The following is a 21,805-nucleotide window of genomic DNA, read 5'->3' as shown; positions in this document are numbered from 1 at the left end:
CTCCTTCCTCTTTTGATTCAGAAGTTGGGAATCGATATGACGGAAGCTTCCCTCTTTGACGTAGCAAGGAGAGCTCCGGCGCTTCTCAACATCTACTTGGGAGCTCTCCTGCAGTTTAGAAACTTTTTCCTGCCAATTGCAGGATTCATGTTTTTTCAGAGTTTTTCAAAAATGTTCCTTGCTTTTTACCTGCGGCATACCTTGTCCACACAGGTAAAACGCTTTCTGAAGCCAATTTCGCTCTTTCTTTTTTCCAGTTTTGCGCAATCATAGGAACTTTCCTTTCAGGAAATATAGCCGACAGAATAGGGAACAAACAAACCTTTCTAATTTCCACTATCTTGGCTATTCTCTCTATGCCTTTCTTCTTGTTTTCCAATCTTATCCTTTTTTTAAATATTTCCAAGACGGCATTAGGTGAAGTTTTTTAGTTTTATCATTGTTTTTTCTATCTTATTTAGAGTTTCTCGAAGTTCGTCTCTATAACTTTTTAAATCAACCAATATTTTTTCTACCTCGGAAATATAAGGGAAATATTCAGTTCTATATTCCTCAGGGGTTAAAGTTTCAATACAGTCTTTGAAGAACTTGTCTATTTCTTTTTTCATATCTTCTTTCTTTTTATCAAATTTACGTTTTTCTAAAAACTCAAAAGCTGTTTCTAATATTACTATAAGTAAAGTAAGATTTTTTATCGACTTTGCAACTTTCATTGTACCCCAAGGTTTAAATTTTATAGGTAATTTCATTAAATCTCTAATCTTTAAAACTGCATCGGCTATTTGTCTCGTAGGCGCTTTCAATAAAGCTTTGCTAATATGTTTACTTTCAAATATAAACCCCTTGGCAAGATTAGAATGATACTCTAACGATTCTTCTATGTCCTTTAGAAATTTTTTAGTTTCACCCTCGAGATGTTCTGTATGCCTTCTTATGATTAAATCTATATATTCTCCTATAACATATCCATCTTTCCCAAACCTCTTATGGCATACATTTGCTAAATCTTGTATGTTTGAGGAGGTTTCAATCTCTTGCAAAATGTCTTCACGCAATGATAGTATATCCCGTTTAATATTTATATAACTTCTATTTATGTCTTTCTCCAAAATGTTTAACTTTTTCTCATATTCATCAATTTGATTGTTTAGCAAAACAATCTCATCTTTCAATTTTTCATGCAGGTTTTCAAGCTCCTTTAATGTTCTTATAACTATATCTTTAATTACACTTAACCCAGATTTTATTGCCAATTCTTCTTTTGCTTTTTCTATAAACTCGTTTATTATATTCTCCAGATCTCCTATTCTGGAGAGTTTCCTGTAATCACTCTCTTTATTAAACCATTCCATTAAACCTAATCCAAAAGGATCTCCTGACATACAAATTATTCTTTTAAAATTAGGCACTCCCACAACTTCTTTTAATACATTTTCCACAACCTCCCTTTTTATCTCGCAGTTTCTTTTAAAATCTTCTTCATCTTCTAAATCTGCAACCTCGTCCATTTTGTTAATAACAAAGATAGTAGAATCTATCTTTCCTAAATCCTTTAATAGCCATTTCAATGTCTTATGATGCGACTCCTTCAAAGGATTTACAGCATCTACTACATATATAATCACATTTGCTTCTGATATATACTTCTTTGTTTTTTCTTCATGCATCAATTGGTCTGAGAAAAGTCCAGGCGTATCAACGATTAAATAATCCCTAAATTTATATTCTTTAATTTCATCAGTTGCGGGTTCAACAGAAATCTTTACATCCAACGATTTTGTCAATGCAGAGAGGATAGTAGATTTTCCATCTGAGAAAGCTCCAAAGAATACTATAGAGAATTTTTCACTTTCTATACTGGATATGGCATTTGTAATTTTGTGCTTCAGTTCTTTATAAGGTTCAATTTCAATTTCCTCTTTAATCTCATCCAATTGCTTGGCAAGACTCCTTAGTTGATTGAGTACCTCTTCTTTATTTTGGGAGTAGCTATACATCATACTCTCCTTCATTTTTTAATTTTATATTCACTATCCAAAAGTAAAAGTGCCCTGTAAGAGAATTCATCTTTTACATAAATTACTTTGTCTTCTACTTTGTGCCCAAGTTTATTAAAACATTCAGAAGTAGATGAAAAACACTTGATATCTTTTATACGAAGAATAGACTTTTTATATTCTGGAATTTCACTAATACCTATGACTAACATTGAAGAGAGGCTTAAATCTATGTAGGCAAATTCTACGCTTTTATCTACTATTTCTTTAACTAATAATGTACTAATATTTTTTTGAGCTTCTTTTATGACTTTTATTATTTCATCTATTTGTCTGCTAATCTTTTTAAGATCATTTGTTCTTCTTTTAAGAAGGTTAATAGGAGCTTGTGTTTGCTGTTTTAGTTTCCTGAATTCTGTCCTCAATTGCCCATCAATCTCATTTTTCATTTTTTCAACAGCTTGTTTTATTTCTTTATAAGCCTTTTTCTTAGCCTCTCTTTTTCTTTTTTCTGGATCGCCAACAAGCCAATCCCAAATTTTTCTAAATACAACTAAAACACCAGTAATAATTCCTAAAATTGGGCTTATAGCCCAAGCTGCAATTACTCCCCATACAGACAAACCTACATCCAATATTTGTTTAAAAATATAACCAAAGTCTATTTTTAATTTTTCAATAATTTCTTTTAAATTAACTTTTACTCCAAATTTTCCTAACTTTATATATAAATTAACTCTCCTCTCAAATTCCTTTATTTTACTTTCAATCTCAGTTTTCATGTCTTTTAAAATCTTTTTCATTTCATTTTGTATTTCATTCTTATAACTTTTTTGTATCTCTTCTAACTCTTTTTGCATCTGGCTTTCTGACCACTCATCTTCAATTCCCTTATACACCTTTTTTCTCATTTCATTCTCCATTTCGTTCAGGATACTATTAAAAAAATCTTTTATATAATTTTGATATTTCAAAAAAATCTTTTCAACATCTTGTTGATATTTTTCAACAAGATCATTTATTTTGGTAATTTCTATATCAAATTCCTTCTTATTTTTCAGAACGCTGTTTAACATAATACCTAAAGAATTTAAAAATTTGTAGGTATTTGACACTTTAATTTCTTCTAGTGCTCTTTGACTTAAATCTTTTATCACCTGTTCGATTTTGTACAAATTAGAGAATTGGTATGCTTTTTCAAGATCACCAAATACATTTTTTAGTTTTTCTTGCTCCTTCCTTAAATCCTGCCTATTAGGTTTACCTTTAGCAAGAAAACCTATAAATGCATTTAAGTTAATATTACCATAATAATGCTCATTAAAAATGTCTTTAAGTTTTTCCCTTACCCTTGCCTCCATCTTTTCTACATTTTTATCAACCAGCTGTTTTTTGTATTTGTAACTGCTCGGTTTTCCTCTTATATTGATAATAGAATATACTTTTGCCCTCCTATTTAAAAATTTTTTCACTTTTTTTAACGTGCCTTCCTCTGGTTCTTTATTTGTTCCAATTACATAAAAAACAATATGAGATTTATTAACTGCTTTCTTAATCTCGTGAATTACCTTTTTTTCGTTTCCCTCCAATCCTGGCACATCCAAAAAATTTATTTTCCCCAATGATTTTTTATTTATTCTTTTTGTAAAATCTTTACGACCATCACCAATGCTGATCCCATCGCCTCCTATGAGGGCTTCTATTAATGTGCTTTTCCCCGCATTTGTTTCCCCAAAAAATGCAATATTAAAACTTTCCCATTCTGATTGTTCGGATAAGACTTTAACATCCTCGGAAATTTTTTCTATTCCTTTAATCACTTCACCTTTAATTTCCTCAAAGCTTTTCTTTAAACTCTCATCGGTAGTGCCACTAATTTCCAATTCTTTAAATTTTTCCAAAGAACCCAATAAGGACTTAATCTCCTCCTGTAAATCTTCTTTAAACATATTGAACACTCCCCCTTAGCTCAAAATTTCGCATAACGTTTGGCGGGTATGCAAAGTGCGAGGCGAAACCGAGCATTTGGGTAAGCACCGAAGGTGCGAACCATATAACCGCTTGTTAAGTGAGGGCATAAACTCCGAGCAAACCGAAAGGGTGTGAGAGTGCCCGCCGTCGCCATATCTATTCATTGTTTTCTCCCTCTACAAGTTTTCTTATTTCGTATTTTATCAGATTTTCCCTCAAAGTTATAAATCGTTCAAATTTTTCCTTTATTTCATCTGGTGTTGAACTTTCTTTTACACTTTTTAAAATCTCAAACATTTCTTCATTTATAAAATGCTTCTCTAAAATCCTCTTTACTTCCTCCTCGCTTCCATGTTTTTTTATCATTTCCTTAATATATGTGGATGGAGCTTTTCTACTAATTTTTTTATTTGTAGATGATAAAATAAGTGTTCTATTGAGCACAACGTCCTTTTCAACTTCTACATTTTTGCTTTCTAAGAATTTCCTCGGAAAAATGTGATGGTCTTCTAAATCTTTTTCTGAAAATTTAATCTCATCTTTCTCATAAAAATCCCTTGCTCTTCTTCTGAATAGCAAATTAAAAACACCTTTGTAAATAGAACTTTTACGATGTTTTGTATCTATTTTCATAATATCTAATTTACTTCTCATGTCTGTTATTGCTTCAGGAAGTTTATTGGAATCTGTTAGCCAAGCGACTAAGTCTTTAAAGTCTTTGATCTGCTTAGCTTCAGTAGAACCAGAATACCTCTCTGTAAAAATTACACTCCAGTACCATTTATTTATTTTGTTAATATCAATGTTAATTTTCTTATCCTCTGCTTTGATAAATAATCCAAGCCATATTGAAATCATGGATGGATATGAGAGCCATCTGTAATCTGCAATTCCATATTCAGACACATCAAATAATCTTCTTAAAATTTTGTTTTCCAGTATCTCTACTGCCTTTTCCCAAGCTGTTTTATTCAAAGTTTCTGAATTTAATTTTATTATATCTCTTGCTTTTATGCTCATACCTTCACTCAGCGCTAATCCCTGAATAATATAGTAAGGGATTTTTGTGTTCTTTATATCATTGGCTGCTATTTGTTTTAACCAATATTTTTCATTGAATGCATTCTCCCATTCCGTTCTTAAATTAATAAACTTGTATAGTCTAGCTGTTAGTAAATCAAATATTGATAATTTAATTCCTGTACGGTTTATTCTTTCAAATAATATTGCTATATCCTCAGGTTTTGCCGTTAAGGGAATGCTCAATACATGAACCTGATAATCTATAATATTTTTTAGATAATTTTCTATCTTCTGTGCTTCATTCTCGTCAAACAGATTTCTAAATTCACCATACCATAACTTCCAGAAATTGGATTCATCAGCCAAAAAAGTTAGCGGTAAGATTTTCTCTTTTTTCAATTCTGATAATTTGTAGTCACCACTATCATCTATCAATGCTTTGTATTCTCTCCATTGCTTTGACCAGCTAAAAACGGCACCTTCTATATTGTCAATACTTAATTTTTGTAAATCTATAAAAAATGCATAGGGATTTGCCGTATTTTTTAAAGGAATATCTGGGGAGTATAAAGCGTAAAATAATGAAGTTAATCGTTGTTGTCCGTCAAGCACTATAATTTCTGGTTTACATGTAAAATTACCATTTATTTTATCTGCACCTTCTATTGGAATTACTTTAAAAGGAACATCTGTTGGATTTACTCGTTGTATAAGGAATGTGCCTATGAACATTCTTTCCAATAAAGAACATATAAGTTCTTCTATATTATTTCTTGCCCAAACAAAATTTCTCTGGAAATCAGGAAGCATTACTTCTCCATGATATGCCTTCCTTACTAATTCTAATAATTTCTTTTTTGACCATTCTAATTCCATGTTTTCAACCTCTTATTTATTCTAAACCTTCCCAAGACGACGGCGGGCATTTCACTTAACGTTTTGGGGGTATCTGAAGTCCAACAAAGTTGGATTTGGGCAAAGTGCCGAAGGCGCGAAGCCAGATACGCTCTGTTATCTGCTGTGGGAGATATGAATATTTTCATTTTGGAACATTAAAAGCCATTATAGTTAAAATTATCTCTCTGTTTACGTCTTCAGGTTGATGAAATATATAACTGAAAATCGTTTCACTCTTCAATTTATCACTTTTGAGACTCCATTCTCGTTTATAACATGTATGTGATTTAACAACAGGGTCAATTTTTGCCAGTACTGAACTAAAATTTTGGTTTTTGTTAAATAAAAGAATAGCCGTTTTAGTGTCTCGCCAGCTGGTATAACCCAATAACTGGTCTATAGCTTCACTTAATTTCTTTTCTCCTCTCCAAAACTTACACTCTGCTATAAATACATTCTTGTTCTCAACACGTATTAGAATGTCTGTTTTTCCTCCATAGTTGAAAGTTTCTCCTGTAGCTTGTCCCCCGTAATGTGCATTAAGCATCATTAAGAAATGATCTCGAATTTCCTCTTCCTTTAATCTGGAAAATGTTTGAGGACTTCTTTCCATTACCAAAGTCATGTCGTAAATCCTCTCTAAGATATCTTCATAGTCTTCTAATGCTAAAGCAGGCTCTGGCTCAAAAGCTTCTTTAGAAACTTTAGGTGGCTCAATTTTAGGTTTCTTTCTTATAGATGGGATTGCATAAGAAGTCGGTATTCCTTCACGGCGCTTTATAGGAATTCCAAGGGAATTGATCAAGCCCATATCATCCAAGAGTTTCTTTTTCCTTTGAGCTACAAACTGCCTAATAAAGGACTCAAGTTCTCGGTTGTAATTACTCACATCTCTATTAACCCATTCTGAGTATCGTTTGATTTCGGCCAAATCTCTTTGATATGCTTGTTTAAGTTTTTCTGCATCATGCTCAATTGTTCTATAGATTAAATGAATCTCCTGCCCCACAACTTCCCCACGGGGAGGATTAAAAGTATAAGTTGAAGGCTGGTATTGAAACAGATCCCCATCTCCTTCGAAGGGGACAGCGATTATAATCTGGATTCCCTTAACATCAAATGGACGACTCTGATCAGAGATTGCCCTCCTTGAGTCTTGGCTTACATCAACGTATATCTTGTCTTCAAATATCTTAAGAGGGGAAAAAGAATATTTAGCTATAAGATATTTGCTAAAATCTTCCTCACTTACATTAAGAATATAATTAGAATCAAACTTCTCAACTTCTCTTTTTAGCTCACGTTTTCTATGCTCAAAGAAGTCGTGAAGATTCCCCTTTCTAAAAAACAGTAAATCAGGTTTCATTTCCTTTCATCTCCCCATTGCAGATAACGTTTAGCGGGTATCCGAAGTCCTCGTTAGAGGATTTGGGCGGAGCATAGGGAAGCCAGATACCGCTTGTTAGGCGAAGTTATCATTTTTATTTATATATAGGGTGATATTTTATCTATAAAAAATCTTAATGCATCAGGCCATAATAAACATCCATTTACGCTTCCTGCTCTGCCCCAAACCCAGTTTCCTTCCTTATAACCACCCCGTAAATACAGGAATTCATGCACAATATCTCCTTCTTCCGGTGGCTGAAATTTTTGCTTAAATTCTTCCGGGTTTTCAACATATTTATCTACGAATATCGTTTCTAACTGTAGTGCAATAGGTGTCCAGCCATAATAAGAATATCCAAAAATTTTTCGTAAATAATAAAGAGATACATTATTTTTAACACTTGGTTTCAAATCTATTACCAGTCTGTGTAATCCAGCATCAAAGCCTAATTCTTTAATTATTTCCTTCTCAGTTATTTCCCATCCTATTCCTTCTTCTTCTTCTTCATTGACATGGATATTAGAGCATTTAGATTTGGCCAATGAATATATCGGTCCATTACGACCAGCAAGAGATACTTCTTTCACTTTTTCTAATTGATTGCCTTCCTTCCTATACACAATGAACGGCATACTTTACCTCCTAATTTCGCCTAACGTTTTGCGGACATACGAAGTTCGGATTTGCCGAATTTGGGTGAGCCGATAGGCGAACCGCATACCCGCTTGTTAGCAGACCCGAAGGGCAAGCATGCGAATGCAGGCGAAGAGTTCCGCCCGAAGCCCGCATTATATCTTTTTAATGTATTTTGATAGCACATTGCTAAACTCCTTCATTGTTTTAGATGCCCATTCTATAATTTCTGGATAATCTTCTTCTGAAAGAGATTTTATATTACCTTTGATGTTTTTGTAGATTGCAATTCTACATGCTCTTTTTTCTTCCATCTTATCCCATATGAGTCCTTTTATCTCATTATCTATTTTATCCTTATATTTTTCTAACTCTTCAAAAATCCTTTCATTTTCATTTTTATCTCCTGTATCAATATATAGTTCGACTGCGAATCTGTTATTACTTTTAAATACCCATACAAACGATAACCCGCTTTTACCAGCACCAAAGCTTAACCAATTCTGCGGTTTAGGTTTGATTTTTCTCCCCCTTGGATTAATCTTCTTATATTTATCTACCAATTTAGAATAAAACTCTAAATACTTTTTATCAGTTTCACTCATCGTTTGACTCGACATTTTAATCAATCTTTCCCAATCATTTGGTTTAACAACTATTCTAAAATCTGGGGCTGGTGGAGAGTCCTCTATTTTAATCAACTTTATCTCAACTCCGAAAAATGATGGTCCTCCTTCCGGATCAACATTTTCATTTAACCATTCTAACGCTTTTTTATGCTCTTCTCTGAAATTTTCTGCAATCCAAATTATTATGCCTGCTTGTTTACCAGCAGCATAAGTAAGTATTTTACCTAAATGGTCATGGTTCGTAGTTCCGAACTGATTTTCTATTATGATTATTTTATTTGAATCAGAATCTCTTGCGATTATATCACAGCTAAAATTTCCAACGTTTTCTTCTATATTACTATCAATTATATCTAGATTTAATTTCCCTCCCAAAATATCTAGATTTTCGTTTAGCCAAGGAGTAAAATCTTTATCCTCTTTTTCAAATACATCTTTCAAATTAACTTGTTTAATTTTTCCAAGTTTTTGCTTTATCATTATAACCACCTCGTTCTATTTTTATGAAATTTTCCTATTTTGCGGGCGAAGGGTGGAATTTCTGCTAACGGTTTGCGGACATACGAAGCTCGGCTTTGCCGAATTTGGGCGGAGCAAAGCGTAGCCGTATGCCCGCTGTTATCTGCCGTTGCCAATATACCCATGAATTTTGCAATTATATTTTATATTTCTCCACAAAGTACTTAAAGGACTTATTTTTCCGTTTTGCCATTTCAATAGAGAAAATTTTTAGAATTTCCGACATGAAATCTATTCGAGAAGTAAATTTCTCAGGAATCAAATCTTTAAAGCTCTCTTTTGTGATATTATCAGTGGTTTCAATGTTACCTATTTTAAGCTGTTTACTTGCTTTATTATCTAATCCTGCTAAATACCAGCTTTCTATTTCCTTTATTACAATAATTATTTTACTTGTGTCGATATATTTGCGTTCCTGTTGTATTTTTTCTTTTTTGGCTGTAACACAAGGAGAATTATCAATGTCTGCAAAATAAATATAATCCGCTTTCATTCCTTCGATGCTCTTAATGAAATTATCTATCTTTTCTTTTTTCATTTCAGCATATTTTATGACCTTCACCATGTCATATCTCTTTTTAAGTTCTGGAATAATTATTCTATTAAAAAACCTCTCGTCGTCGTCTCCCTCAACCCATATAAATAGCTGTTTATAGGAAGACATAAATCAAACCTCCAGCAAATTCTGTATATAAAGTTCCTCAATACCTATATCATTTTTTAGGAAATTTTTAACTTCTTCTTTATTAGCTGGACGGGAAATTGTTGAGAAACCATGATTATCACGAGAAACGAGTAAGATATTTTCTAACCCGGCATATTTTACGAATTCGGGATTGTGTGTAGTGACTAAAATCTGTTTCTGCCGGGAAGCATCTTTCATCATCCCTACTACTTTAGAAATAAGATATGGATGAATGTTTCGCTCAGGTTCCTCAATAATGACAAATAGCTTTCTCTCAAAATATAAAGCAACGATAAGAGCCATTATGTTTATTGTTCCATCAGAAATAAGTGACGCAGGCAAGTATTTATTCCTGAAATAGGATTCACTTAATTTGAAAAGCAATGATTTATCTGCAAATTTTTCCACATCCAAGTTCTCTACAAATGGTAAAAACTCTTTTACCAGATTAAAAAGTTTCCTCCTTTTCTCCCTGTCTTCTATAATATTCTTAAGAATAATGGATAAATTGCTTCCGTCCTCCTCTAATTCAGCTTTTCCTGTAATTGGGGTAGCTTTTTTAGGCAGTTTTGGGTCAAAATCGTATATAGAAATTTCACTAAAGACCATTTCCGTTGGAGGTATTAAAAGAGGTATAAAAAAAGGCGTTTCAATGATAAGAGTATGTTTTGGCAGTTCTATATCTCGCAAAAATGGGGGGAATATATCCTCTTCTTTTAGTTCTACTTTTTCTGGTTTATTAAGTTTGATTTTAACTCTTCCATTGCTACGTGAAATAATTATTTCGCCTTGACCTAGCTTTTTTTCATCTTTAATTCCTTTCTTTGTCCTCTTTAATCTGATAAATTCAACTTTTTGAATTAATTTATCCCTTGCTATTCTAAATCCAGATCTTTTCTTGTAAAATTTTAAAGCAAATTCATAAATTGTTTCGTATACTTTTATGCCAATTAGTCCTGCCTCTATCCGTTGTATACTTCTGAACTTTTGATCAGAAATGATTTTTATAACTAAATCTTCAGAAGATCCTATATTCATATTCCTAAGGTATTCCACGCCTCCTTGTAAAGATATCGCATTATCCAATCCTGAGATTGTTATATCTTTCAAAAATTTAAAGATGCTTACAAAATTGGACTTACCGGATGCATTTGCACCGATTACCACATTGAATTTTCCAAGATTAACTTTTAAATCCTTAAAACTTTTAAAGTTTTTTACTTCTATTCTTTTTATACTCATCTTTTCTGCCTCCTATTCTTAGCAATGGCTGATAACGTTTGGCGGGTATCTGAAGTCGCCGTAGGCGATTTGGGTGAGGGCTGAAAGCCCGAACCAGATACCCGCTTGTTAGGCGACGTAACATTAATTAATTTGGTTGAGTTCATAAAATTTTTCCTTCATTCCTTCAAATCTTTTATCTAAGTAATCATAGAATTCGTTAATATTTTCGTCAGTTAAATTATCAATAAAGCTCAACATATCACGTGTTGTAAAAGTATACTTTTCTGTTTCTTTGATTTTCTCCTCGCTCTGTGCTTGAGTTATCTCTCCATTTGCAACAAGTTCATCATAATATTCATAGATTGTTTTATCTCTTTTGTCCCTATTAGTATTCTTTTTGATAAGCGCCAAGTTACCTATAGAACTAATTGGCAAACCATCCATTTGTGTCGCGAGGGGTTTCAAACGTGCGAAGGGAACCACATGATCTATTTCAAATTCAGTAGTGGATAGTTCTTCGTTAGCTGTTAAAAGATGTGTGTAAATGTATTTCAAAAACAATACTGTTATCTTATTTATTCTTGCCCTATTTTTCTCTTTCTTATTTTTCTCATTTTCATGCCATTCTTGAAGTAGTGAATCCCACAGATCTTTATTAATCTCATTTTCATACCAATCTAAATACGCCCTTTCCGTAGCTTTTTTATCGCCTGTCCCACTCCAATATCCTTTGATTATATCATATAGATAATGATAAGGAATATTCCTCTGGAGCTTATCTTTTATACTATTCCAATTAGAGTCTTCCTCAATAGAACCATTTTCTTTATCAACAATAAACATTGAATTAAAAACTTTCCCAATAATAGATACTATTTGGAATTCTGAATGTAATACTGGAAATTCGCTGCCATTCTTCTTATTAGCTTTTAATCCTATATATGGTTTAAGTGCCCTATTGACAAAATCCACAGCTTTTAAGAGATTTTCTTCTAAAATATTTAAATTAAATTTCTTAAGCGTTTCAGGTAGTGTGTCCAAACGCTTAAGGTTGTGTCTAACACATATTGCGACAAGATTAAAGCCAATTGAATCTGCTTCATGCTCAGAAGTCGATGACTTAAATAACAAAGGATACTTTTCAACTAGCAACTTTCCCAAACCAAAAAGATATTCAAAATATGTAAACTTAGATGTATAAAATGTTGATGGATCATAATTTTCGACTTCCAACCCTTCATCAATCAAAGCATCGTATTTTGCTTTAATTTTATCTATTATTTCGGTATTTTGTATTTCTATGGGCTCATACGTCGACCATGTTGCCGCAAATATTTGATATTTATTTAGTTGAGTACCTTTTGAATTTATTCTCTCAAATATAATTGGTAATTCTGATTTATCTCCAGTATATATTATGGCGGGTATCTTAAAATCACTAATATCGCTCTCTTCTTTTATCTTTTGAAGATAAGGTTTCAATAAGTTTACAAATCTTTTTATATTTTCTTTTGTGATTTCTTTTTGGAATCTCTCCTTAATTTTCTCATCTAAAAAGGATGCAAGTTCAAAGGATGAAAAACCATGTGACTCCTCAAATCCGTTAATAGATCTAATCCATTCCACTATATGTTTCTTTACTTCATCATCATTGATTTGTGAAACTATATTTTGTAAGAATCCTCTTACCTTTTCTACAAAATCATAATCTAAATTTTCTTCATCATAAAAATCAGTCGGTTTTTCATAATATCTTTTTAAGGTAGTAACTCGTTGTAATCCATCTATAAGCTGATACTCTGTAATTCCATTATTGTCACCCGTTTTGTACACAAGTATTGCACCTATGGGCATTCCTTTTTTTATAGAGTCAATAAGTAACTTCCTTTGTCTGTCTTTCCAAATGAGAGTTCTCTGAAATTTAGGTATTATTAATTTCTCTTTTTTTGGTGGTTTTTCCTTTAGGGAGTTTATTATATCCTCAACACTCCAGGATTTTACGTCTGTATAGTTTTCAATCATTTTTCAACCTCCTGATTTTTGTTATGTCGCCTAACTCGTTCATATACGAACTATTCGTATATACCACTAATTTTGGAAGATATGCGAACTGTTCGCATATACATACCTCTGGGTGATCATTATTTTTTGTTTCTTTGGTCATGTCTCACTTCCTGCTAAAAGGCTGTCAAGTGGATTTTTTATTGCAGAAAGGTTTTTTGTACTTACATGGGTATAAATTTCTGTTGTCTTTGAACTTTTGTGGCCTAAAAGTTCCTGAATATACCTCAGGTCAATTCCACTCTCCAGCAAGTGTGTGGCAAATGAATGTCTTAATGAGTGAACACTAACGTTTTTCTTAATCCCCGCCTTTTTGCATGCATTCTGGAAAATTTTTTGAACGGTCCTTGTAGTTATATGCTTTTCTTTATTCCATCTGGGGAATAACCATTTCCCGAGTTTTTGCTTCTTCCAGTATTCTCGCAAAGTTTGAAGAGCTACATCTGACAGTAAGGTATAGCGGTCTTCTCTACCTTTTGATGCTCTAATGTGAATCAGTTTCCTATTTGCATCTATACCTTCGGGCTTAAGTCTCACAACCTCCCCAACTCGTAATCCAGAATACATAAGCATTAAAATGGATTTTCCATAATAAAATTTTAAAGCATTTATAACGATGTTCAAAGTATAGATACCTCGGGTGAGAAATTCATAACCTCTTGAACTGCAACTACAAAAGGTGTAAGGTGACCTCCCGAGGGTGTATAGGCTCCTCAGACTTTACCTCATCTTTAACGCTGTTAAAAGTACATAGAAGAAAACGGCAGGCCCTGTTGAAAGGCCTACCATCAACGATAAGTAGAAAAGCTTAGAATGAAGCTTTATCACTCAAAGATTAAGTATGAACTCCGAAATTGTCCTTACAGGCTGACCTGTTGCACCTGCAGAGTAGTATTTCCAAGGGCTGTTTAAAAAGGCGGGGCCGGCTATGTCTAAGTGTGCCCAGCTCTTAACCCTTTCACCGTCAACAAAGTTCTGCAGGAATAGTGCTGCCGTTATCGCTCCACCGTAGCGGCTCTTACCGACGTTTTGAACGTCTGCATACTGCCCCTTAATGTCCTCTTTTAAATCCTCGTCTAAAGGCAACCTCCACATCTTCTCTCCGGTTTTCTCTGAAAGGGAAAGGAGCTCCTTGGCCAACCTCTCATCGTCTGTAAAGAGGCCAGAAGTGTAGTTGCCAAGGGCCACTACGCAGGCTCCTGTTAGCGTGGCCATGTCTATCATAACGTCTGGAGAGAGCTCCGAACCGTAGATAAGAGCGTCTGCAAGGATAAGGCGACCCTCGGCGTCTGTTGAGTGAACCTCAACGCTCTTTCCGTTCTTGTAGACGATTATGTCGTCTGGCCTGTAGGCCTTTCCGTCGGGCATGTTCTCAACTGTAGGTATTAGGCCATGGACTTCAACGTCTGGCTGGAGCTCCCCAACTGCCTTTACTATTCCAAGAACGGCACAGGCTCCTGCCTTGTCAGACTTCATCGCCTTCATGTACTGCTCGGGCTTTATGTTCAGTCCTCCGCTATCAAAGGTTACCCCTTTACCTACCAAAACAACTCTCCTCTTGGCCTTCTTAGGCTTGTAAGCTATGTGGATGAAGCGTGGAGGATTCTTACTCCCCCTTCCGACAGTAAGGATTCCAACCATCTGGTTCTTTTCAAGCTTCTTCTCGTCAAAGACCGTGCATTCAAAACCGTACTCTTTTGCAAGCTTTTTAGCCTCTTCGGCAAGGGCTTCCGGCGTAATTACGTTTCCGGGCTCGTTTACGAGGGCTCTCGTGTAGTTCGCAGCCTCTCCGAGGATTTCTCCCAACTTGAAAGAATCTTTAAACTCTGGAACTCCGGCAACGTAAACCTTCTCAACTTCAAACTGGTCATCTTTGGAGCTCTTATACTTGTTAAACTCGTAGCTTCCAAGCTTTAAACCCTCTGCAACGAACTTTGCAGCATCCTCCTTCAGCTTATCCACTCCGAGGAGCTCACAGACTACCCTTTTAAACTTCCTTCTCTTTGCCTCCTTTATACCCTTTGCAGCAGCAAGCCTAACGGTATCGGCCTTAAGTTCTCCCTTCTTTCCAAGGCCAACGTAGATAACGCTCTTAAAGGCCTCACCGGGAAGAACTGCAACCTCTCCGGCCTTTCCTTTAAACCCTAAAGTCTTCAGGGCTTCTTTCTCCTTCTCCTCAACCTCCTTAAGCCCTTCGTAAACCCCAGTTATCAGGGCGTCTGCCTTCTTACCCTTTATCTCAGTCTGATAGCTCAGCTTCACCTCTCACCTCCTTAAACTTTTCAGTTTACTCTTATTAACTCGCCGTACTTATCTAAAGCCCTTGAGACGTATTCTCTTAAGGTCCAAAACCCTTTCTGAATCTGGGAACACCGGGTAGTAGCCGGCCTTAGTTACCCCTTCTGGTCAAAAGTTTTCAGTGCAGGGGAACTCTTTCCTTTCCTGTAGTTCTCCATTTCCGCGGGAACAATCTTTTTCAGCTTCCTCTGAATGAAGAAGTTGAGAACAAAAATCGTAAACACTGGAAGTGATCCGCCTACAAAAGCACTCTTAATGTTCATAGAGAGAACCTTAAAGGTCTCTCCGGAATACTGAACAATGAAGTCTATAAGCAGGAAGAAGAGATATAGGGAAACTATGTAGTAGACCTGTTTAACGTATTCAACGTAGTCAAGGATAATAGCGGTTAAAAAGGTTATTTTGAAGCTGAAAGTTAGGGCGTAGGCGAAACCTCCCGGTTTTATGGCGTTTAAAGGGTTAAACCTGTCGGTTTCCGTAGTTTCAAGGAACTTAAGGGCTGAAAGTATCCTCATAAGCCCCGTAATTGTAGGAAGCGATATTATCAGGAAAACTACAAGTCCCCAAAGGAGCATCGTCCAGTTCATCTCTTCCCTCCTTTCATCTCCTCAAGCAGTTTCAGAGCTCTCTCTACCTTCTCACCTATTCCCGGCTCCTCAGATTCAACTTCAGGGTTCTTCTTAACTACTTCTTCGGCCTTCTTCAAGTGTTTTTCGGCCTCCTTAAGGTCTCCTACCTTTAAAAGGCACATTCCGTAGTGGTAGTTTATAACTGCATCTTCAGGCCTTTTCTCTATAGCCTTCTTCAGGTTAGTGCAGGCCTCCTTAAACCTCCCCATCTTAAAGAGAACCCACCCTTTCGTGTCTAAGTAGGCAGGGCTGTTTGGTTTAGACTTTAGGGCTTTACCAACTAACCTCAGCGCTTCTTCTAAGTTCTTGTTCCTCAGAGCGTAGAAATATGCAAGGTAGTTGTAAATGTCTGGAGTAGGCCTTATTTTGAGGAGCTCCTTCAGACTCTCTTCAGCGATTTTGTCTCTACCGAGCTTGTCTGCAAAGTAGGCAAGGTAGAAGAGGTAGTCTGGATTCCTCTTAAGCTGCTCCTTCCAGAAGGAGAGGAGCTTGTAGGCCTCTTCTGTATTTCCCATCTTGTCCTCAAGAAGTGCCGCCTTTATCAGGTAGTCCGGGTTGTTCGTAATTCCCCAGAGTTTTTCGTAGAGCTCTTCGGCCTTTTCGTAGTTCTTCAGCTTGTAGTAGGTTAGTGCAAGCCTCTCCATAACTGTCGGGTTTTGAGGGTAGTAGCTCAACGCCTTCTCGTAGGCCTCAACTGCCTTCTTTAGGTTTCCAGAGAGTTCGTATGCAAGCCCCAACATAAAGTAGACGTTCGGGTTGTCCGGGTTCAGCTTTGTAATCCTCTCTATTATTGGAATTACCTCTTTATACTCTTTCATCTCAAATAGGTTTGCTGCAACCCAGGAGAGGAGCTGAAGGTTGTAGGGCTGAAGCTTCACAAGTCTGTTTATAACCTTTAGTGCCTCTTTCGGCTTGTTTTCAGCTATGTAGATGAGAAGGAGTTCCCTTAAAGCGTAGATGTTGTCGGGATTTTCCTTTAAAACTCTCTTAAGGAAGGTTTCTGCTTTTCTGTAGTTCTTCAACTTCTGGTAAACCTTTCCAAGTAGAAGGTATCCACTCTCAAAGTCCGGGTTCTCCGAAACGGACTTCTCAAGGTAGAGCTTGGCCTTACTATAATTCCCTTTCAGAAAGTAGGCTTGACCCAAGAAGTAATCTATTAAGTAGTCATTCTTAAAGTGTTTCTCGGCTTTTTTTAAGAGCTCCAGAGCCTCATCAGCCTTCTTTTCGTTGAGAAGAAGGTTTGAGAGAAAGACGTAAGTATCCCTATCGGGCTTAATCTTTAAAACTTTCCTGTAGAGTTTCTCGGCACAGCCGTAATTTCCACGGGCTATACAGACGCCGGCCTTAAGTTTCAGTGCGTTTACACTGTCAGGATTAGTTTTCAGAATTTCCGATAAGAGCTTATCAGCCTCGTCAAACTTCCTGAGAGAAGCGGCGAGCCTTGCTGCCTCAAGCCCCAAATCGGCATTTTGTCTGTTCAACTGGTAGGCCTTCTCTATAGACTGTAAGGCCTTTTCATTCTCTCCCTTAGAGAGGTAGTTAAGGTAAAGCATGTAGTAGTAAGTATAGTCGGGCTTAAAACCGACAGGTTTCAGTTTAACGGCCTTTTCTGTTTTCTTCTTAACCGGCTTTTCAGCTGGAACAGTTTTAGGCTTTTCCTTCGTAGGAAGAACACAGGATGAAACCAAAACAAGAAAGGCAAGGAACAGTTTTTTCCCCATATCACTTCCTTCAACTGTGGAGTTGCCCTTATTATAAAATTTCACCAAATGGAGAAGACACTGAAAAGGATAAGGGAGCTCCTCTCCCTCCTTACGAAGGAGAACTTCAAATACTTCAGCAGAGTCAAAGACCCGGACAAGGCTCTTTCCCTTTTACTTGAGGAGCTCCTGCCCCACCTTGACAGGAAGAGAAAGAGCTGGGTTCAGAAAGTCCTATCGGTCCTTAAAAACTACAGTTCTCTGAGTGAGGAAAAGAAAAAACAGCTCTTTAAGGAACTTCACTCTGTTTTTACGCTTAAGTTCTCCCCCAAAGAGATAGAGAGGGCAAGGAAGAGCGAATTTACAAAGGAAAGAGTAATCTCATCGTCAGAAAAGCTTGAGAAAAGGACAAAGAGATACCCAATAAAGGCCTTTTTCCAGAAGGTTGAATCGGTTAAGGGAATTGACAAAAGGAGAGTTAACAGGCTCAAGAAGTTGGGAATAGAGACCGTTTTAGACGCCATTTACTACCTTCCCTTTAGGTATGAGGACAGAACCACGGTTACCCCCATGGCCTACCTGAAGCCGGGAGAGAACACCTTAGTTAAAGGACAGGTGGTAAACGTCTCCGAGATTCAGACGTCCAAGAAGAAGAAGAGAATCCTGAAAGTTGTACTCTACGACAAGACGGGAGCTCTAACTCTCCTATTCCTTCAGGAGAAGGTCTTAGGCTACTACAGAAACCTCCTCTCTAAAGCTAAAGAGCTGAAAAAGGAAGTTTTGGCATACGGGCAGGTTAAGAGGAGCTCCACAGGCTTTGAGATGGTTCACCCAGAAGTTGAGGTCTTAGACCCGGCCAAGGGTAAACTTGAAAAGCTTGGAACAGTCCTTCCCGTCTACCACTCTGCAGAAGGTTTAAAGCAGACAACGGTTAGGAGAGACGTTCAAACAGTCGTAAAGAAAGTCCTTCCATACCTTCCAGAATACCTGCCTAAGGAGATTTTAGAGAGGAACGGCTTTCCAGAAGCTGCCGACGCCTTCTGGAAAGTCCACTTTCCCTACGACGAGGAGGTTGAGGAGCTCCTCTCTTTCAGAACTCCAGCCCAGAGAAGAGTAATCTTTGACGAGCTCTTCCTGTTTCAGTTAGCCCTCGCACTTCACAGGCAGAAGATTAAGAAGGAGAAAGGAATCTCCTTTCCCGTTTCAGAGGAGATGATTGAGGAGTTTAAGGGAGCTCTCCCCTTCAAGCTCACAAACGCCCAAGAGAGAGTCCTTAAAGAGATAGTTTCAGACATGAAAAAGCCCGAGCCTATGAACAGGCTCATTCAGGGAGACGTCGGAAGCGGAAAAACCGTCGTTGCCGCAGCTTCTGCGTTCTTTGCCGCAAAGAGCGGATATCAGACGGCAGTAATGGCTCCGACTGAAATCCTTGCAAACCAGCACTTTAAGAAGTTTAAAGAGTTCCTGTCCCCCTACGGCATTAGGGTAGGGCTTTTAACGGGAAGTATGACGAAGAAACAGAAGGAAACGGTTTACAGGGCGATAAAAGAGGGGTTCATTCAGGTAGTCGTCGGGACACACGCCCTTATTCAGGAAGGGGTTGAGTTTAAGGAGTTAGGGCTTGCAATCATAGACGAGCAGCACCGGTTTGGAGTTAAACAGAGGGTTGAGCTTAAGAAGAAGGGAAGAATGCCGGACGTTCTGGTAATGACTGCAACACCGATTCCGAGGACTCTTGCGATGACAGCATACGGAGACTTAGACGTTTCCGTTATAGACGAGCTCCCTGCCGGAAGGAAGCCGATAAAGACCAAAATCATGTTTGAAGACGAGATGGGGGAGCTTGTAAACTTTCTGAAAAAGGAGATAGAGCAGGGGAACAGGGCCTACATAGTCTACCCTTTGATTGAGGAGTCTGAAAAGCTTGAGCTGAAAGCTGCAACCGAGATGTTCCACTACTGGAATGAAAAGCTAAAACCCTACAAAGTTGGGCTTCTACACGGAAGGATGAAGCAGGAAGAGAAAGACGCGGTGATGGAAGCCTTCAAAAGAGGGGAGTTCTCAGTTCTCGTTTCAACAACGGTTATTGAAGTAGGCGTAGACGTTCCGGAAGCTACGGTAATGGTAATTGAACACGCAGAGAGGTTCGGCCTTGCACAGCTCCACCAGCTCAGAGGCAGGGTAGGAAGAGGAAACAGGCAGTCTTACTGCTTTTTGGTTACGTCAAGGGGAGCAGGAGAGGACGCAATAAAGAGGCTAAAAGTCCTTGAGTCAACCAATGACGGTTTTAAGATTGCAGAGGCAGACCTTCAGTTTAGAGGTCCCGGAGAGATATTCGGAACGAAACAGTCTGGACTCGGGGACTTTAAGGTTGCAGACCTGAGGAGAGACTACGAGGTCTTAAAGGTTGCAAGGGAAGAGGCCAAGAAACTGATAGAGAAAAACCCGGAGCTTAAAGGTTTAGATGACCTGAAAGAGATTATGAGGTTTAGGTTCGGAGAGAAGTTTGACCTCGTTGAGGTAGGTTAGTAAGTCCTCTCAACGATAAAGTCTGCAACTTCAAAGAGAGCTCTCTTCAGTGGCGAGTCCTCAAAAACGGAGAGTTCTTCCTTTGCCCTCTCAACAAACTCCCTTGCAAGCTGGAAAGTTCTCTTCTCTCCTCCCTTCTCTAAAACAACCCTCCTAACAAAGTTAATCTCCTCTCCTGAAGGGTTCGGGTTTGAGAAGACCTCCTCAACTTTCCTTCTCTCCTCACCTGAGAGCTCTCCCAGAACTGAAAGAATGGGATAGGTTACCTTTCCTTCCCTTATGTCGTTTCCTGCAGGCTTTCCTATGGTTTTTGAGTCTGAAACGTAGTCAAAGGCGTCGTCTACGAGCTGAAAGGCGTAGCCTATGAACTCTCCGTATTTTTTGAGAGCTCTCCTCCTCTCTCCGTTTTCTCCTCCGACTATTGCACCACACTCACAGCAGGTCGCAAGGAGTGAGGCCGTTTTCCTGTATATAACGTCAAAGTAGTCTTCCTCAGAGATTGACAAGTCTCCAATCCTCTCAAGCTGGAGGAGTTCCCCTTCGGCCATGTCCTGAACGGTTTGGGAGGCAACTTTTAAAACCTCATCTCCGCCGTAAACGGCCAAGACGTATATGGCTTTGGCAAACATGTAGTCTCCAACCAAAACCGCAACGTCGTTCCCGAAGACCTCATTTGCTGACGGCCTTCCCCTCCTGAGCTTTGCTCCGTCAACGATGTCGTCGTGTAAGAGAGTTGCAGTGTGCATATACTCCATAACAGTTGCAACGGGAATGAGGCGGTTAAGGGGAGCTCCCACCATCTTGCCGGCGATAATCGTAAGCCCCGGCCTTACCCTCTTCCCTCCGCTGTCTAAGATGTATCCCCCTGCCCTTAAGACTAAAGAGACCTTACTTGAGAGGAGCTCCCTTGAGAACTCTTCAACCTTCTCTAACTCTTCCCTTACAACTTCAAAAGGCTTAAATACCTTCATTCCCCACCTATTTAATTGGAATGTTTCTACTTCCAGGCTTAACTAAAGGCTCTTTACCTTCCTTACAGAGAGGGCAGGCCTCAGGATGGTAAACGGGAACTTCCAACCTCCAGAGAGTTTGGAAGGGAACTCCAAAGTCAACCTTTCCTCCGCTCCTGTCAACTAAACTGCCGACGGCAACAACCTCACCGCCGTGGGATTTAACGACCTCAATTGTCTCTTTCGTTGACTTCCCGGTTGTTACAACGTCCTCAACTACAACAGCCCTCTCTCCCTTCTTTATCTCAAATCCCCTTCTCAGAGTGAGCTTCCCGTCAACCCTCTCTGCAAAAATTCCTCTAACCTTTAAGTGCCTCGCCGTTTCGTAGGAGACAATAATTCCACCAATTGCAGGAGCTATTACAAAATCGTATTTAACCCCCGTCTCCTTGATCCTCCTTGCAAGCTCCCTACAGAGGATCTCTGCGTAGTTTGGATACTGGAGAACCTTTGCACACTGCAAGTAGTATGGACTGTGAAGACCGCTTGAGAGTAGAAAGTGGCCGGTTAAGAATGCATCTGCCTTTAAGAATATCTCCTTAATCTGCTCCTCAGTAAGCATCCTTTGACTCACCTCCCTGTTTGAGTGATGTAATTTTAGGACAAATTT

General features: G+C 37.8%; 17 protein-coding genes. 2 read left to right on the top strand and 15 right to left on the bottom strand.

Going from position 1 to position 21,805, the window contains the following annotated elements; genetic code table 11:
• Nucleotides 1-143: 143 nt before the first annotated feature.
• Nucleotides 144-431, top strand: a complete 288-nt coding sequence (locus tag ACZ424_RS06830) for an MFS transporter (RefSeq protein WP_464905219.1) — start codon at nucleotides 144-146, stop codon at nucleotides 429-431.
• Here the strand turns inward: ACZ424_RS06830 and ACZ424_RS06825 are convergent.
• From ACZ424_RS06825 to ACZ424_RS06765, 13 genes are all read right to left on the bottom strand, one after another.
• Nucleotides 414-2,000 carry a LeoA/HP0731 family dynamin-like GTPase gene (locus tag ACZ424_RS06825; RefSeq protein WP_464904234.1) on the bottom strand — a complete coding sequence of 529 codons (1,587 nt, stop codon included), beginning with the start codon at nucleotides 1,998-2,000 and terminating at the stop codon, nucleotides 414-416. The genes ACZ424_RS06830 and ACZ424_RS06825 overlap by 18 nt on opposite strands.
• Before the next feature lie 8 nt (nucleotides 2,001-2,008).
• Nucleotides 2,009-3,946, bottom strand: coding sequence for a GTPase (locus tag ACZ424_RS06820; RefSeq protein ID WP_464904233.1), 1,938 nt, complete (start codon nucleotides 3,944-3,946; stop codon nucleotides 2,009-2,011).
• 178 nt (nucleotides 3,947-4,124) lie between these two features.
• On the bottom strand, nucleotides 4,125-5,867 hold the full coding sequence (locus ACZ424_RS06815; RefSeq protein WP_464904232.1) for a GmrSD restriction endonuclease domain-containing protein: 1,743 nt from the start codon (nucleotides 5,865-5,867) through the stop codon (nucleotides 4,125-4,127).
• Nucleotides 5,868-6,030: 163 nt separating this feature from the next.
• Nucleotides 6,031-7,254 carry a hypothetical protein gene (locus tag ACZ424_RS06810; protein ID WP_464904231.1) on the bottom strand — a complete coding sequence of 408 codons (1,224 nt, stop codon included), beginning with the start codon at nucleotides 7,252-7,254 and terminating at the stop codon, nucleotides 6,031-6,033.
• Nucleotides 7,255-7,373: 119 nt separating this feature from the next.
• Complete coding sequence (locus ACZ424_RS06805) at nucleotides 7,374-7,910, bottom strand: hypothetical protein (RefSeq protein WP_464904230.1); 537 nt, start codon at nucleotides 7,908-7,910, stop codon at nucleotides 7,374-7,376.
• Between the two features lie 156 nt (nucleotides 7,911-8,066).
• The gene (locus tag ACZ424_RS06800; RefSeq protein WP_464904229.1) at nucleotides 8,067-9,020 is read right to left on the bottom strand and encodes a DUF4268 domain-containing protein; all 954 of its coding nucleotides are present in this window, start codon (nucleotides 9,018-9,020) and stop codon (nucleotides 8,067-8,069) included.
• A 175-nt stretch (nucleotides 9,021-9,195) separates the two neighbouring features.
• Entirely contained in the window at nucleotides 9,196-9,723 is a 528-nt protein-coding gene (locus ACZ424_RS06795; protein ID WP_464904228.1) for a hypothetical protein, read from the bottom strand.
• Nucleotides 9,724-9,726: 3 nt separating this feature from the next.
• Nucleotides 9,727-10,986, bottom strand: a complete 1,260-nt coding sequence (locus tag ACZ424_RS06790) for an AAA family ATPase (RefSeq protein WP_464904227.1) — start codon at nucleotides 10,984-10,986, stop codon at nucleotides 9,727-9,729.
• A gap of 123 nt (nucleotides 10,987-11,109) precedes the next feature.
• On the bottom strand, nucleotides 11,110-12,990 hold the full coding sequence (locus ACZ424_RS06785; RefSeq protein WP_464904226.1) for a DUF262 domain-containing protein: 1,881 nt from the start codon (nucleotides 12,988-12,990) through the stop codon (nucleotides 11,110-11,112).
• Between the two features lie 138 nt (nucleotides 12,991-13,128).
• Nucleotides 13,129-13,653 (bottom strand): tyrosine-type recombinase/integrase, encoded by a 525-nt coding sequence (locus tag ACZ424_RS06780; protein ID WP_464904225.1) that lies wholly within the window; start codon nucleotides 13,651-13,653, stop codon nucleotides 13,129-13,131.
• Nucleotides 13,654-13,857: 204 nt separating this feature from the next.
• The gene (locus ACZ424_RS06775; protein WP_464904224.1) at nucleotides 13,858-15,291 is read right to left on the bottom strand and encodes a leucyl aminopeptidase; all 1,434 of its coding nucleotides are present in this window, start codon (nucleotides 15,289-15,291) and stop codon (nucleotides 13,858-13,860) included.
• 131 nt (nucleotides 15,292-15,422) lie between these two features.
• Nucleotides 15,423-15,914 (bottom strand): hypothetical protein, encoded by a 492-nt coding sequence (locus tag ACZ424_RS06770; RefSeq protein WP_464904223.1) that lies wholly within the window; start codon nucleotides 15,912-15,914, stop codon nucleotides 15,423-15,425.
• On the bottom strand, nucleotides 15,911-17,677 hold the full coding sequence (locus ACZ424_RS06765) for a tetratricopeptide repeat protein (RefSeq protein ID WP_464904222.1): 1,767 nt from the start codon (nucleotides 17,675-17,677) through the stop codon (nucleotides 15,911-15,913). The genes ACZ424_RS06770 and ACZ424_RS06765 overlap by 4 nt, the downstream gene beginning before the upstream one ends.
• Nucleotides 17,678-17,725: 48 nt before the next feature.
• Between ACZ424_RS06765 and recG the strand changes: the two genes are divergently transcribed.
• Nucleotides 17,726-20,185, top strand: a complete 2,460-nt coding sequence (gene recG, locus ACZ424_RS06760) for an ATP-dependent DNA helicase RecG (RefSeq protein ID WP_464904221.1) — start codon at nucleotides 17,726-17,728, stop codon at nucleotides 20,183-20,185.
• Here the strand turns inward: recG and ACZ424_RS06755 are convergent.
• Both ACZ424_RS06755 and pyrE read right to left on the bottom strand, forming a co-directional pair.
• Nucleotides 20,182-21,156 carry a polyprenyl synthetase family protein gene (locus ACZ424_RS06755; RefSeq protein ID WP_464904220.1) on the bottom strand — a complete coding sequence of 325 codons (975 nt, stop codon included), beginning with the start codon at nucleotides 21,154-21,156 and terminating at the stop codon, nucleotides 20,182-20,184. The genes recG and ACZ424_RS06755 overlap by 4 nt on opposite strands.
• Nucleotides 21,157-21,163: 7 nt before the next feature.
• Nucleotides 21,164-21,757, bottom strand: a complete 594-nt coding sequence (pyrE, locus tag ACZ424_RS06750) for an orotate phosphoribosyltransferase (protein ID WP_464904219.1) — start codon at nucleotides 21,755-21,757, stop codon at nucleotides 21,164-21,166.
• Between the last annotated feature and the right edge of the window lie 48 nt (nucleotides 21,758-21,805).

This window comes from Thermovibrio ruber (assembly GCF_055380895.1).
The sequence above is the reverse complement of the archived record's forward strand: the minus strand, read 5'-3'. Positions and strand labels throughout refer to the sequence as shown.